This is a genomic window from Paenibacillus sp. FSL E2-0201 (assembly GCF_037963325.1).
In the GTDB taxonomy this organism is placed as follows: domain Bacteria; phylum Bacillota; class Bacilli; order Paenibacillales; family Paenibacillaceae; genus Paenibacillus_AQ.
On sequence record NZ_CP150154.1, the window covers coordinates 850,853 to 865,855 of the forward strand.

General features: G+C 42.5%; 11 protein-coding genes and 1 riboswitch. Of the genes, 10 read left to right on the forward strand and 1 reads right to left on the reverse strand.

The window, feature by feature from the left end; translation table 11 throughout:
- Nucleotides 1-2 precede the first annotated feature (2 nt).
- From NSU15_RS03730 to NSU15_RS03765, 8 genes are all read left to right on the forward strand, one after another.
- On the forward strand, nucleotides 3-1,916 hold the full coding sequence (locus tag NSU15_RS03730) for a PAS domain S-box protein (protein ID WP_339289247.1): 1,914 nt from the start codon (nucleotides 3-5) through the stop codon (nucleotides 1,914-1,916).
- A 232-nt stretch (nucleotides 1,917-2,148) separates the two neighbouring features.
- The gene (locus tag NSU15_RS03735) at nucleotides 2,149-2,493 is read left to right on the forward strand and encodes a YojF family protein (RefSeq protein WP_042124189.1); all 345 of its coding nucleotides are present in this window, start codon (nucleotides 2,149-2,151) and stop codon (nucleotides 2,491-2,493) included.
- A 23-nt stretch (nucleotides 2,494-2,516) separates the two neighbouring features.
- Entirely contained in the window at nucleotides 2,517-3,170 is a 654-nt protein-coding gene (bshB2, locus tag NSU15_RS03740) for a bacillithiol biosynthesis deacetylase BshB2 (RefSeq protein WP_042131839.1), read from the forward strand.
- A 171-nt stretch (nucleotides 3,171-3,341) separates the two neighbouring features.
- Nucleotides 3,342-3,938, forward strand: coding sequence for a hypothetical protein (locus NSU15_RS03745; RefSeq protein WP_339289248.1), 597 nt, complete (start codon nucleotides 3,342-3,344; stop codon nucleotides 3,936-3,938).
- A gap of 117 nt (nucleotides 3,939-4,055) precedes the next feature.
- Complete coding sequence (locus tag NSU15_RS03750; RefSeq protein ID WP_042124194.1) at nucleotides 4,056-5,429, forward strand: hypothetical protein; 1,374 nt, start codon at nucleotides 4,056-4,058, stop codon at nucleotides 5,427-5,429.
- 79 nt (nucleotides 5,430-5,508) lie between these two features.
- Nucleotides 5,509-6,162 carry a SprT family zinc-dependent metalloprotease gene (locus NSU15_RS03755; RefSeq protein WP_339291233.1) on the forward strand — a complete coding sequence of 218 codons (654 nt, stop codon included), beginning with the start codon at nucleotides 5,509-5,511 and terminating at the stop codon, nucleotides 6,160-6,162.
- 107 nt (nucleotides 6,163-6,269) lie between these two features.
- Complete coding sequence (locus tag NSU15_RS03760; protein WP_139328562.1) at nucleotides 6,270-6,827, forward strand: hypothetical protein; 558 nt, start codon at nucleotides 6,270-6,272, stop codon at nucleotides 6,825-6,827.
- 20 nt (nucleotides 6,828-6,847) lie between these two features.
- A complete protein-coding gene (locus NSU15_RS03765) occupies nucleotides 6,848-7,141 on the forward strand; it encodes a transposase (protein ID WP_339289249.1) in 294 nt (97 codons plus the stop codon).
- A 62-nt stretch (nucleotides 7,142-7,203) separates the two neighbouring features.
- On the opposite strand, the gene NSU15_RS03770 is transcribed toward NSU15_RS03765, so the two are convergent.
- Nucleotides 7,204-8,925: a cellulase family glycosylhydrolase gene (locus NSU15_RS03770; protein WP_076120098.1), complete on the reverse strand. Its 1,722-nt coding sequence runs from the start codon at nucleotides 8,923-8,925 to the stop codon at nucleotides 7,204-7,206.
- A 221-nt stretch (nucleotides 8,926-9,146) separates the two neighbouring features.
- Between NSU15_RS03770 and NSU15_RS03775 the strand changes: the two genes are divergently transcribed.
- Entirely contained in the window at nucleotides 9,147-9,725 is a 579-nt protein-coding gene (locus NSU15_RS03775; RefSeq protein ID WP_076120097.1) for a hypothetical protein, read from the forward strand.
- Nucleotides 9,726-9,816: 91 nt separating this feature from the next.
- Nucleotides 9,817-10,018, forward strand: a riboswitch (cobalamin riboswitch).
- 163 nt (nucleotides 10,019-10,181) lie between these two features.
- Nucleotides 10,182-15,002, forward strand: a complete 4,821-nt coding sequence (locus tag NSU15_RS03780) for an S-layer homology domain-containing protein (RefSeq protein ID WP_339289251.1) — start codon at nucleotides 10,182-10,184, stop codon at nucleotides 15,000-15,002.
- Nucleotide 15,003 lies beyond the last annotated feature (1 nt).

Consider the following 15,003-nt stretch of genomic DNA (forward strand, 5'->3'; position numbering starts at 1 on the left):
TCATGCAAAAATCACATCATCCCATGGAGGTCGCTATGCATCGCGTAAATCTAAACCATGAACAATTCAACCAACAGGTGATTAATCACGCATCCTTTGGAATCGCCCTTATATCGCCAAATGGTTTGATTCTGACCGTAAACCCAGCCTTTGAAGAGATTTTTGCTTATTCCACTGAAGAGTTTGAGGGTATGCGGTTAGAAGACCTTTCTCACCCCGAGGATTTCGGCAACCTTCGTGATTTAAAAGCACTCTTGGGTGAGGAAACAGAAGTGCAGATGGAAAAGCAGTTTATCACAAAAAATGGAGATTATATTTGGGGACAGCTTACTCTCCACTTATTCAGCGACGAGTCGAACCAGCCAGCATATTTCATTTGCCAGATCGTTAACATTACAAAGCAAAAGGAATCCGAGCAACGCCTTCAGGAGTCTGTTGAACGGTATACGTCACTTAAAAAATACAACCATGACGCCGTCATTTCCTTTGACCTTGATGGTCGAATCATTAACACCAATAGTATGACGGAAAAGTTAACGGGCTACTCCATCGAGTCCGAGTTGATCGGGATGAAGCTTGCGAGTCTGATTGGAGAAGAGAATGTCCAGCGCATTCTGGAAAGAGCCCTTTACGATAATACGGTTGAGCAGTATATCAATAAGCTTGTCACTAAGGATAGCGAAGTAGTTGAAGTGCTCACCAGTATTGCACCCATCTATGTGAACAATCATAATATCGGGTTTTACCTTATATGCAAGGATATTTCCGAGCAAAGGCAATTGTCGCTAGCTAAGGAAGCCGCAGAGTCCACGAATAGAGCTAAAAGTGAGTTCCTGGCTATGATGAGTCATGAAATTCGCACTCCCATGAACGGGGTGATCGGCATGACTGATATTCTGCTTGAAACAGAGCTCAATGAAGAACAACGTGAATATGTAGAAATCATTCGTAAAAGCGGAGGAATCCTGCTCAATATAATTAATGATATCCTTGATCTTTCAAAAATTGAGGCAGGCCGAAGCGAGCTACAAGAGGATACATTCGATCTGCGAACTTGCCTCAAGGACAGCTTTTCTGTTATCGCAATAAAAGCTGAACAAAAACATCTGGAACTCACCAGCATCATAAATCATGATGTTCCTGAATTTATTTACGGTGACGAGGAACGCTTGAAGCAAGTGTTCTTGAACCTGCTAGGCAATGCTGTGAAATTCACACCAGCGGGCAGCATATCGGTAAAAGTGAGGCTTGTAAAGGAAGATCCCTCCCTGCTGGCCTTTACGGTAACGGATACTGGCATTGGAATTGATCCTGATCGACTTACTGATATTTTTGAACCATTTGAGCAGGTGGATAGCTTTATGATGCGGAGACATGAAGGTACGGGGCTTGGCCTTGCCATCAGCCGCAGAATTGTCGGAATGATGGGTGGTGAGATCTATGCGGAGAGTGACGGCAAGAGCGGTACGTCGGTTACCTTCACAATCAGGCCCAAGAAATCAGTGGTAATCTCTAGCCAAGAGGTTAACATTAACAAGCTTCATACAGCACGTGAGGCAAGAATTTTACTTGCTGAAGACAACTCTATCAATGCGCTAGTGCTGACCAAAATACTCGAAAAAATGGGTCACAGCGTTACCGCTGTAACAAACGGCATAGATGCGGTTGAAGCAGCAAGGAAAGAACCATTTGATCTTATTTTATTGGATCTTCACATGCCCATTATGAACGGCATAGAGGCTATGAAGATATTAAAAGATGAGCATCAAGAGAAATGTCCGCCCATCATCGCGGTCACGGCTAATGCTTTGAAGGGTGACCGTGAAAATTGTCTAGCTGCCGGGATGGACGAGTATATCAGCAAGCCTGTAAAGCGTGAGGTCATCGTAAAGATGTTAGATCAGTTTGTGATCTAATATAAACAGCATGACCTCTTAGTGATATTAACCCCTTCAGGTGAACAGTAAAAAGCCAGTCCATTACTGATACACTTGGAGGCGATCGCTCTATCCATTGAATTACATAGCATTGCAAGTTATACTTTGATGAGAAATACGGACCCGCTTATCCTTTAACAGATCCGTCCTTAATAAGGTAGGGATCTTATTTTTCGTAGGTATAATTTCATTCAGATATGGAGGCGTAACCTTGCAGCTAATTAATCAATCCGAAATACAAGAGAGGATCGACCTGCTTAAAGATCAGGATCTATACATCCATCTTGAGATGACGACGGGAGCATACGCTGCCCATTTCGATAGTTCAAAGCATCCGGCAGCTACTTTCATTACTAATGCTGTAATTCGATATTCTCATGGTTCAATTTCCGGTAATGGACCTTTTCGCGTCGGCTTAAAAATGTCGCAGGGCTGGATATACTCGGAAGGACTAACTCACTTTGAAGAGAGTGAGACAGAAAGACTGATTCTGGCCGGGCATGACAGTCAAGGCAAACTGGTTGTATCTTTACAATTAAGCCGGGAGCCGTTCTAATGGTAGAGGAGATGAGGAGTTCAGTGGAAAGACATATTCTAGTTATATTACCGCATCCGGATGACGAGGCCTTCGGTATATCAGGAACACTTGCCAAGCATGTGCAAAACGGCACCCAAGTCACCTACGCTTGTCTGACACTTGGAGAAATGGGCCGGAATATGGGCGTTCCGCCATTCGCAAATCGGGTAACCCTCCCACAGATACGCAAAAAAGAACTTGAAGAATCCTGCCGAGCGATTGGAATACAGGATTTGAGAATGCTTGGTTTCCACGATAAGACGATTGAATTTGAAGATCAAGCTCTGCTTGAGGGCCATATTGATGCGCTTCTGAAGGAGCTTAACCCCTCACTGATCATTACATTCTATCCGGGGTACAGCGTTCATCCCGATCATGATGCTACCGGAGCTGCAGTGGTTCGAACGGTTGGAAGAATGCCCAAGGCAGAGAGACCTCCTGTTCACTGTATAGCTTTCGCCAATAATATTGAAGAGATTGGAAAACCTCAGGTAATCATTGAAGTGAAAGATTTCCTGAAGCAAAAGATGGCATCCATTCAGGCGCATAAATCCCAATTCCAAGCCGCTGAACTGTTAGGCAGCAAAACGCTAGAGGATAAAGAAATCCAAGATCGTTTTGGAACAGAGCATTTCTGGATCTATCCATTTGAATAATACTAAGTCCGAGCTTATACGCTCGGGCTTTTTCTTTGTAGTCCACTGCGATGAGAATGCTTAATTTTTCTAATAGTAGTTATAAACATCTGTGTCTTTTTTTCAAATATATGGTAAGGTTTAAGGGTTGCTCAACCAAACCGGTTTCGTGAAACCAGGAGGTATATTCGTTTGAGAAAAGCAAATTTCAATCTTATTTGTGGTATAGTCGTTCTTTTGCTGTTATTCACTGCATGCAGCAAGGACAGACCCAAGTATGCTGAGCTTTTCACACATGTGGAAGAGCACCGGGCTGTGTTCATGCTGCCGCGCGAAGAAGGTCTTGCTGCTTTGAAAATTACCGATGGTGTGGGTGAATACGATACAACTTTAGGTACAATCATGCAGGATGATATCCTAACTGTTAATCAGATGGAGTTCATACAGCAGGTTGTGGTAGATGTTGAGACCAATAAAATCATATGCTACAGGGTTGGAACAGTTGTCCCCAGATCGGAAAGCGGCTATCAAGAGGCAAGAGAGCTGGTACGTGCTTTTCTGGACCAATACAAACCTGTGGAAGAAGAGGCTGACAAAGTGGAGAAATCTGTCCAAAAGATCGACAGGATGGCTCTTCCGCTAAAGCCTTTAACAGGCGCTATCGAAGAATCATGGTCTTACGGCAAGGGCGAGGATAAATTGTATATAAACTACAGAATGTCAAACAGTTTTCAAAGTGATAATGAATTGCCGTTGAACTTGTATTTCAGCAGCTATGAGGGGAAGTAAGGTACGAAGAGACAAGATGTGATTTACAAAAAAATACACAAAGATTATGATATTTCCACAGGCAATTATATCCTTTTTTCCTAAACTTTTGTTTGGACTAAATAATTGGAGGATCAAATGAAAAAGCACGACAAAATCATTTCCTTCATCTTCATACTTTTTATGATGGTGACGGCTATTTACTGGGCAATTACGACCGAAAGTTGGACCGTGATGGGCACCCTTGCATCCGTGATCTGTTTCGTACTTTTTGTATTATTGGGGCTTCGCACTATCCCTGTTTTGACAGCATTTGTGCTGGCGAACCCGGGACTCGAAGTGACTCAGGAAATTAGAGAGCGGGATAGAAGGCGCGCTTGGCTTCGAATTATTGGCTGGATATTGGCGAGTCGTATCCTGCTTATGCTCATTGGTTATGTATTTTTAATTATACAGAATGGTTATTCAGGGGGTCTGTTTAGCAAGATTGCCGAGACTTGGCATATATTCGGGATCGATGCTTCACATTATTTAGGGATTGCAGAGAATGGATACGTGACGGAAGGAGATCCGAAGTACCATATTGTGTTTTTTCCTTTCTTTCCAAACTTAATTAAAGTAGTTCAGGTATTCGTAGGGAATTATCTTGTTGCTGGATTCATCGTTTCAAATATCGCTTCTATTGTTGCCGCCTTGGTTGCTTATGAGCTTGCAGCACTAGACATGCATCGTAAGAATGCCATGCGAGTCGTGAAGTATATTTTCATATTCCCTGCCGCGTTCTTCTTCTTCATTCCGATGACAGAAGCGCTATTTCTGGCTTTATCTTTAATGTGTTTATATTTTGTGCGAAAAAAAGAATGGCTCATCGGATGCTTATGCGGTGCACTTGCAGCGTATACTCGTTCTCCAGGGGTGCTTCTGATTGTACCGGTTGCCATTGAATTTGGACGGGATCTGATAGGCAATTATAAATTACTAAATAAAAAAGCGTTTATACATAGAATCACCACTGCCGTTGGCTGTCTCGCTATCATATCAGTAGGTTTGCTGGCTTATCTGTATATTAATTACTACGTCACGGGAAATGCGTTTCAGTTTAGTATTTACCAGCGGGAGCATTGGTCTCAACGGTTTTATCTCTTTTTTGATACCGTAAGATATCAGATGGAATATGCTGTAGGCACTTTTAAGAGTGGAGATCATCGTTCTTTCCTTGGGATATGGCTGCCCAATTTAGTCGCTATATTCTCAGCACTAGTTATCATGTTTAGGGGTGCAAAAAAGATCCGACCTTCATACACCGCCTATTTCATCGTGTACTTTGCATTCGTAGTGGGTGCTACCTGGCTGCTCTCAGCCCCACGGTATTTGCTTGTTGCATTTCCGCTAGCTTTTGCTGCTGTTGCGCTTACGGAAGACAAATCAAAGGATGTTGCGCTTACTGTATTTTCAGTTGTGGGGAGTATATTGTATTTAGCGATGTTTGTGGCAGGATATCCAGTGTATTAATGAATCATGTTAAAATAGGAGAACGCCTAAACGCGTTCTTCTTTTTTGTGTGAATAACCTTATAGAAACGATGGTGGGTATGAAGATTGAGTACGACAATCAGGTGATCGAGTTTAATGTTCAATATGGAAATGGCAAGAAAATCTCCATTCATATAGATTCTTCAGGGCGTATAACACTCAAAGCTCCCAAGAAAACAAGTGAAGAGACGATTAAAAGCGTGGTTGAGCGTCATGGCAAATTAATAGTGGAGAAGCTGCAGAGCATTGAAGCAAACAAAGAAACGCCAAAGCTTAAAGAGTATGAAGACGAGGGCAAGTTCTTGTATCTGGGCAAATATTATTCGCTGCAAGAGCTAATAGAGACAGGGGATTTAAATGAGGAAGAGCTTAAACTGAAGCTGAAGAAGTTCTATTTTGCTAGCTGTAAAAAGATTGTAGGCGAACGGATTAATAGATATCAGACGCAGCTTAGAGTAAAGCCTAAGACCATTGACATTGTTGAGTCTAGAACCAAGTGGGGAAGCTGTAGCTCAGATAAAAAGCTAACCTTTAACTATCGCTTAGCGATGGCTCCAGTGGAGGTTATCGATTATGTAATCATCCATGAACTGTGTCATTTACTTCATATGAATCATGACCGCTCTTTTTGGAGAAAGGTTGGAAGCCTCATGCCGGATTATAAGGAGAAGGAAGAGTATTTAGCCAGATATGGGCGTGCTATGACGCTGTGATCATCAGGGTGTAATTCAAGTAGACCATTTTCTGGTGAATAAAAGAAAGATAAGAGGTAAAACTATTTCCACTAATAGAACTGGAAGAAATTTAAATGCGGAGGTAAATGATGACACAGAATAAAGGAAATTCACAACGCCAGATTCGAACTTCAATTCTTTGTTTGATCTGTGCCTGCACCGTCCTATTAAGTGGCTGCTCTAAAGCTGCCAATGAAACCACACAAGTAACTCCAACGCCTACAACAGAAGCCACTGCACCTGTGGCTACGAACAATGCAACAGAACAACCCAATGCATCATCTGGTACCAATACAGAGGGGCTTCCGGCGGATGTTAGCGTTCAGAGAGTCATTAAGGAAGTCACTTTAAAGGATGGATATCATAAAAAGATTGAGCTGCTGACTGACGGCGGCAAGCGGGTTACCATTACGGATCCGAGCCAAAAGATTGTTTTACAGCAGATTGAATATGATGGAAAGATTACTACGTCTAATGGTAAACAGGTTACCGTTAAAGTCGAAGGTGGGGGAGAGCAGACCATAACCATCCCCGATCATGTAGTGATCGAAGATGAGGATAAGCTTGGATTGATGCCAGGTGTTGATATCGAATGGACAGTGAATGCCGAGGGGCAAATCGAAAGTGTTGAGCTGGAGGATTAAAAAGATATCGGGGTGGCTAGATGAAATTTCTAATCGTACTTGGCAGTATAGTGGTACCCATTGTCATGCTAATGATACAACGGAAATGGATAAAGTGGCGCATTGTATTTAATGTGGCTTCTGTGTTGTCTGCGCTTATCTTAGGTAATATTTCTGCCCTAGCCATATATGAAATATTAAGGGATAACACAGTATTTATGACTTCGATCCATGCGATTTTTTTGAATCCAATGTTCCTTTTAACGGGAGCCTATCTTGGAGTATATCTGGTCTATCGCTTGATGTTGATAACGTATGAAGAAGTTTATGTATGATGTAGTTAAAAATAGGAGTGTCCCTGTGAAGGGACACTCCTATTTATTTTATACAGTGAAAGCTAAGAAGACTTTCCTACAACACTAGTGCCACTCTTCGTGATCTTGTAAGTAAGGATATCACCATTCCAGAAGTGGAATTTCAAGATGACCTCTCCATCTTTAACATCTTTAAAGAAGGCTGGGAGCAGCTTGATTTCTTTCGTGTTATACGACGGTGAGAAAGTATTGCCGAACTCCTTGAATGGAGTCCAATCTTGAGGGCCTGCATTGCCGCCAGCGGTATAGACAGCCTCCATCGTGGCAAGCTGGTTGCCATTAAAAGTAGTCGGAATCGCAAATGATTCAGTCGTACCTTTGGCATCACTTAATTTGGCAGTGTCATTCACGATGATCTTTAGTCTCCACGCAACGCCTTTGTTGAATTTCAGCGTTAACACAGCATTTTCACCGTATTTTTGGGAAGCTGTGAGCTTTTTAAGTTGGCTGGCCTTGAGTGTAAGCTCCTCGCCATTTAAGGTGTAATCTTTGCCTTTAGTTAGATATTTGCCATTTACACTAATGGTAGTAAGCTTATTTCCGTTTAGATTAAGCTTCACTTTGGTGTCTTTGATGGTTGCACCTTTTTTAAGATAGACCAGATCGCTTTCGGTACTGGAGGAACGTTCCTTCAGACCGGACATTAATACACCCTGCAGCTCGGAATCGGACCACTTATATGTTTTGCGGTTGAAATGCTGCCCATTATCCCAGAGCATAGAGGTCATTTTCTTTTCTTTTAAATAATAGGTAAGGTACTCGAAGAATTTCAGCTTCTCGCCTTGTTCAATCACACCTGTATCTTTATCGAAGCCCAGTAGTCCAAACTCACCAACGATAACCGGAATTCCTTTAGCTACGAATGTGTTGTAAACGTTATCAAAAGTTTGGGTGATATCGTTTTTTGTATCTTTTTCAAACGTGGTATAGCCGGCGATATTCACACTGAACGGCCAGAAGCCATAGAAGTGAACGGTAGCAATTATATTCGGATCGTTGAGAGCTATAATCGTTTTGTAGAGCTGATCCATTCTAGGCTGCGTAGGAGAAGTCTCTAATGAAGGTAGAACTAGCGGACGTACATCATTCTTTCCACCGGAGTTCCGAACGATCTGATGGAAGGAAGTGTTGAGTTCTGTAAGCATTTGCTCCATCTTCGCTTCATCGGTGCTTCCGCCATCTGTGAAGCGGGGTTCATTGATGCTTTCGAACATCAGCTTATCGGATTTATCCTTGAAGCGGTCCGCAATTTGAGTCCATGCTGCGTTATAACGCGCGAGCGTTTCATCATGCTTCTCTTCCATATGACTTACCCATAACCAGGAGTCGTGATGGACGTTAATCATTACATAAAGCTTGGCGTCCAGCGCCCAGCCGACCACTTCTTCGACACGGTCGAGATAAGCTTTTTCAATGGTGTAGTTCGGTGCTTCACCTATGTGTGAATCCCAAGTGATAGGAATCCGGATACTTTTGTAGCCTTGTGCGGCGATTTTCTTAATCAGTTCTTGGGTCACACGCGGATTTCCCCAGGAGGTTTCATCCTCACCTGTAGCATCTAGAGTATTGCCAAGGTTCCATCCGGGCTGCATATCGTCTACGTAGGATTGGATTTTACTCTTTGGTGCTGCTTTAGCTTGTTGCTCGTCCTTGGTAGCAGCGGCGGCAATGGATGAGAACAAAGAGAGCAGAAGAGCGGTAACAAGGGTCAATGATAAGAAGGATTTCTGGATTCGAGTAGTCATTGAATTCTCCTTTGTAAGATCATTTTTGAGGATGCTTAAACCTGACCTTTCCTCAAGCACTTTGGTACGTAGATGAACACTGGCACCTCCATTTTTTGTTGTAAACGCTTACCAAATACCCTAACATAGAACATTTGTAGTGAGTACCTTACTAATTTGTGGTAAATTCATATGGAAATTAGTGATTTGAATTGATCCCAAAAGTCATGGAGGAATAACCAGTGAGCAGATTTCATTACATAGGCTCGTCTACAGAGCTTCCGTTAGGAGAAAGAGGCAGTGTACTGTCAGAAAAGACATATGATGAAGTGAAAAATTCACCAGAGTATAAGAAACAAAGAGAGGCTCTGCGCCTGCAAGGCATAATTCCTTTGGATGACATCGCAGATCTATCTCATTTAAGAGATGAGGACTGTCTTGTATATGACTCGGAAGAAGATGCAGCGGGTATTTTTATAGAGGAACTTGGGTATTGGAACGATGAGATTCGCAAGCACTTTCGAAGTCCGTTTGTGTATCGGATTTCACCGAATTGGGGCGGCTTCTCTGTATCCCCTAAGCTAAAAGATACTCTACCGGGATCGTATAACGCCTCACTCAAGTGTTGCCGGGAGTTATTTAAACTTATGACAGATATCGGAGTAGCTGGTACCGAGTTTGAGCTTTATACTTGCTGGGCAGAGGAGGAAGGGCACCCACGTAATAAAAAGTATGACCGAATCTTTGATTTGGCCTCTTTGTCACTGGAGGATGGTTTTGAACTGAGAGAAAAAGAGTATATTGTGGTTAAAATGGTTTGATATTCAATAGATTTATCTCCAACTACTTGTTATACAAAAAACAAATATTGCATGACAAAAGCATCTATATTAGATATGATGAAGCATGGAAAAATTAATATTAGCAATAGGTGCCAATTATGAATGTTTCGGAAATACAATCATAGATTGGTTAAATGGAAAGCGGGTGTGAATCCCGCGCGGTCCCGCCGCTGTGAAAGAGGAGTCCTTGCAAGGTACCACTGGGAAACTGGGAAGGTAGCAAGGGTGATGATACTTGAGCCAGAATATCAGCCTGTTTCTGATACACCGTTAAACTCTACGAGCGATAGAGAGGTGTTTGATATAGTATATGCCTGCTATTGTTGCGGTTCACTATCTTAAACCTCTTGACGTTATGTTGAGTGGTTTTTTTGTAGTGTTAAAAAGTTTATTCTGTTTTTTATCATAGGAAAAGAAGGGAAGGGTTATGGAAACATGAAGAAAAATAAGTTTTTAGCTTGGTTACTCATTGTAGCTGTATTTATCACGACGTTCTCTACAAGCGTAATTCCGGCTCATGCGAATGAAGCAATTGCCGATAGTGCAGTTGTAACAACAGAGGTTGATCAAGCTCTAGTAGAGCAGATTAATGCGTTAGTACAAGAGCCAGATACAGAGAAGCCTACGATTTTGATAGAAGGTATACAAGATAAACAGGAAGTATCCAGTAAAGATTTAAGCTTCAAAGTAGTGGTTACAGACAATGTCTACAAAGACATTATTCCAGTAGTTAAGCTGAACCAAGTCGTTCTGTCAGCTACTAATGGTGAGTACAAAGCATCTCTTAACCCAGGTAGTAACGTAATCGCAGTAACGGCTGTGGATGGCGCAGGAAACAAAGCAGATAATGTAACCTATCAGGTTACTTATAAAATCACTGCCAAAGAACAGTTAGATAAAAGTTTGGCCTACATCGTTAACACCGTAAAGAATCCGTCATTTGGAACAGGCAGCGGAGAATGGTCGATTCTTTCTCTAGCACGTGCGAACTACAAAGTACCTAACGGTTATTACAATCTCTATTACAACAATGTAGTTACGAAAATAAGTTCGATGATCAAAGAGGATGGAAAACTCGACGCTAACAAAAGCACAGAGAATTCCAGAGCGATTCTAGGCCTTACCTCTATCGGAAAAGATATCACGGATGTTGCAGGTCATGACCTAAGAAATGCACTCGCTGATTATCAATATATTCAGAAGCAAGGGAACAACGGTCCCATATTTGCTCTGATTGCACTAGATAGTTATAACTACGAAATTCCAGTATTATTCCCTGATCCTGATGAGAAGGGAGTAATCTATCAAAGCACAAGAGAAAACCTGGTTCAGTACATCTTGGATAAAGAAGTTAAAAAAGGTGCAGCAGATGCTGGAGGCTGGGCATTAGGTGTAACCAAAGCCGACGTCGATATGACCGGGATGGCGATGCAAGCACTTGCACCTTATTACGCAAAGGATCCTAATGTAAAAGCTGCCGTGGATCGGGCGATTGCATGGTTATCGAGTGTACAAAATGATCAAGGCGGATTCACAAGCTGGGGAAGCACAAGCAGTGAGAGTATCGCACAGGTTGTTGTTGCCTTAACTGGCGTAGGCGTAGATCCGCACAGTGACCCTAGGTTTATTAAAGAAGGAAATTCACTTATAGATGCTTTACTTAGCTTCTCTGGGCCGGATGGTGGATTCAAGCATATTCTCACGGGTAAAGTAGACGCTATGGCTACGGATCAAGGTACATATGCACTCGTATCCTATGATCGTCTGATTAATAATAGCAAACGTCTCTATGACATGACGGATGTTCAATTAGAACAGCCTACTACCGTAGTAGCAAAACAACAATTAAATAAAAACCTTGCCTATATCCTAAACACTGTAAAGAATCCGTCATTTGGAACAGGCAGCGGGGAATGGTCGATTCTTTCTCTGGCACGGGCCAATTACGAGGTTCCAAGTGGCTATTACAATCTTTATTATAACAATGTAGCTACTGAAGTAGCTAAGCTAATGAAGAATGGAAAACTCGACGCATCGAAAAGTACTGAGCATTCCAGAGCGATTCTAGGACTTACCTCGATCGGAAAAGATATCACGAATGTTGCAGGCTATGATCTAAGAAATGCACTTGCAGATTTTCAATATGTTCAGAAGCAGGGGCTTAATGGTCCCATATTTGCACTAATTGCCTTAGATAGTCATAACTATGATATTCCTGTAGTAGAAGGCGTTACAGATCAAACCACAAGAGAAAACCTGGTTCAGTATATTTTAGAAAAAGAAGCACCGACTGGTGGATGGGCGTTATTTGGTACTAAAGCCGACACCGATATCACCGGAATGACGATGCAAGCACTTGCGCCTTACTATGCAAAGGATCCTAATGTAAAAGCTGCTGTGGATCGGGCGGTTGCATGGTTATCGAGTACGCAAAATGATCAAGGTGGATTTACAAGCTGGGGAAGCACAAGCAGTGAGAGCATCGCACAGGTTATTGTTGCTTTAACTGGTGTAGGCGTAGATCCGCACAGTGACCCAAGGTTTGTTAAAAAAGGAAATTCGCTTATAGATGCACTGCTTACCTTTGCTGATCCGGATGGTGGATTTAAGCATATTCTCACTGGTAGAGTAGATGGTATGGCTACGGACCAAGGTACGTATGCACTTGTGTCTTATGACCGTCTGACCAATCATAGTAACCGTCTTTTTGATATGAATGATGTGGTGATTGAACAATCACCTGTACAACCAGAGGGGCCAAAAGAATTCCCGTTACCTTCTGGTGATAAGCCGGAAGTTATCATCAATGATGATGCTCATGATTATATCGTTCCGATCAGCGCCGGAGATAGCAACAAGGAAATAACGGTAGTTATTCCTAAAGACCAACAATCGAAGGTTAGTGTTAGTTTACCTAGTAACAGCGACCTTCCTCAGATTGAGGCTGCCAAAGGTGACGTATCTGTAGTCATCCCTAAGGGTGCGAAAGTGACAAGCGGAGATGCCTCTGCGATTGAACTGATGTCACCTTTAACAGGCACAGAAGCTGCACTAAAAGATAGTCTGAATCAGATTATTTCTCAGGATAAGAAGCTGGAGAGCATTATTCATGCTTTTTCCATGGGTGGCAGTGCAAGAGTAGAATTCAGTCAATTTATTACGTTAACCTTTAAGGACCTTAAAGGAAAAGATGCAGCTTATATTCAAAATGGCGCACCTCATGCGATTCAAAAATTTGCAAGCGATGACTTAGGCTTTGCAAGCGGTAAGTCTGAGTATGCCTATGATAGTGGAAATGATTTAATCGTAAAAACTAATCATTTCACTGATTACATTGCGTATTCCTCCAGTGCAGTACAAACGCCTGGTGGTGACGGTAATGGTGGCAATGAAGGTGGAGGAACCACTCCATCGAAGACATACGTAACCCTATCCGTGGATAAGCTTACGATTAAGAAGGGATATGTTGTTCCATCTGTACAGGTAGAGCTACAATCTGGTGACACAGTATGGTCTGTACTAGAGAGAGTGCTGGATAGCCGCGATATCGACTATAGATATTCTTGGAACAGTACATTTGGAAGTGTGTATGTTGAATCCATAGCTGGCGATAGAATTCAGTGGCGTTATACTACGAATTTGGGTGCGGATCTAAATGCACCGATGCCAACCCCATCTGCGACACCAAAACCAAGTGGTACTCCTGCTCCGGGTGGGGGAACTAATCCGGAAGCCAGTAGTGTTCCGAATGTGAGTCCATCTCCAACAGCGACTCCTAATGGCATTGAGCAACTGTATAAAGACGCTGATAAGATCTCATCCTGGGCGTTCTCAGCGATTGAAACAGCTACAGTAAAAGGGTACATCCAAGGTAATAATGGTCAAGTGAATCCGAAAGATCATATTACAAGAGCAGAGTTTACTAAGATCCTAGTTTCTGCATTAGAACTTGATATTAAGAGTGACAAAGGCATTACCTATAAGGATGTCGCTCTGGGTGATTGGTTCTATCCTTATGTGAATGCTGCGCATAAAGCAGGGTTAATTACAGGCTTTAATAATGAATTTAAGCCAAATGACAAGATTACTCGCGAACAAATGGCAGCCATAATTGTCAGAGCATTATCAATCCCGGCTACGAAGCCAGGTACAGCTATTAAAGATATCAATACAGTGTCTGCGTGGGCTAAAGCAGATGTGGAAACCATTGTTGCCACCGGACTTATGTTAGGTGATAATAATCAGTTTAAGCCTAAAGAGCTTGTAACGAGAGAAATGGCAGTTGTTGTTGCTACTAGAACCCATGATTATAAGAGTGGCGACAAAGCGGTTAGTCCATATATTCAGAACACAGCAGCCTTTTTGCAAAAAACAGTAACAAACCCGGTCATCGCCTCGGTTGGCGGGGATTGGACAGTGTTCGGGCTGGCACGTTCTGGTGTGAAGGTTCCAGATAGTTATTACGCTAAGTACTATGCGAATGTAGAAGCAACCCTTAAAGAAAAAGCTGGGAAGCTGCATAGCGTAAAATATACGGAATATGATAGAGTTATTTTGGCATTAACTTCAATCGGCAAAAATATTGATAAAGTGGCGGGTTATAACCTACTGGAACCGCTCGCGGATTTTGATACTGTAATCAAGCAAGGTATTAATGGACCTGTGTTTGCCCTGATCGCACTGGATAGTAATCATTACGACATTCCAGTAGTTAAAGATGTAAAGACGCAAACAACAAGAGAGCTGCTCATTGATTACATTTTAGGCAGAGAGATCAGCGGCGGGGGATGGGCATTAGGCAGTAATGCTACTGAGGCTGATCCGGATATCACTGGGATGGTTATTCAAGGCTTAACCCCTTATTACAAAACGAATGCCAAAGTAACGGCTGCTGTAGATCGTGGAATAACTTGGTTATCCAAAACACAAACAGCAGACGGCGGCTTTGCAAGCTGGGAGTCTACGAACTCCGAGAGCATTGCTCAGGTGATTGTAGCTTTAACTGGACTTGGTATAGATCCGCATAAGGATTCCAGATTCATTAAAAATGGACATTCAGCGGTAGATGCGCTGCTTGGCTTTGCTGCAGCTGAAGGTGGTTTTTATCACGTGAAGCAGGGTGGAGTAGGCAACGGAGGCGCGAAACCAGGAGAAGTAGATCTTATGGCTACGGATCAAGCGATGTATGCACTGGTTGCTTATGATCGGTTCGTTAAGGGTCAGACGAGTCTTTATGACATGACAGACGTTAAATAGA

Coding starts and splice junctions, on each gene's coding strand:
- NSU15_RS03730 (WP_339289247.1), top strand. CDS start 3: ATGCAAAAATCACATCATCCCATGGAGGTCGCTATGCATCGCGTAAAT.
- NSU15_RS03750 (WP_042124194.1), top strand. CDS start 4,056: ATGAAAAAGCACGACAAAATCATTTCCTTCATCTTCATACTTTTTATG.
- NSU15_RS03755 (WP_339291233.1), top strand. CDS start 5,509: ATGAAGATTGAGTACGACAATCAGGTGATCGAGTTTAATGTTCAATAT.
- NSU15_RS03760 (WP_139328562.1), top strand. CDS start 6,270: ATGATGACACAGAATAAAGGAAATTCACAACGCCAGATTCGAACTTCA.
- NSU15_RS03765 (WP_339289249.1), top strand. CDS start 6,848: ATGAAATTTCTAATCGTACTTGGCAGTATAGTGGTACCCATTGTCATG.
- NSU15_RS03770 (WP_076120098.1), bottom strand. CDS start 8,925: ATGACTACTCGAATCCAGAAATCCTTCTTATCATTGACCCTTGTTACC.
- NSU15_RS03780 (WP_339289251.1), top strand. CDS start 10,182: ATGAAGAAAAATAAGTTTTTAGCTTGGTTACTCATTGTAGCTGTATTT.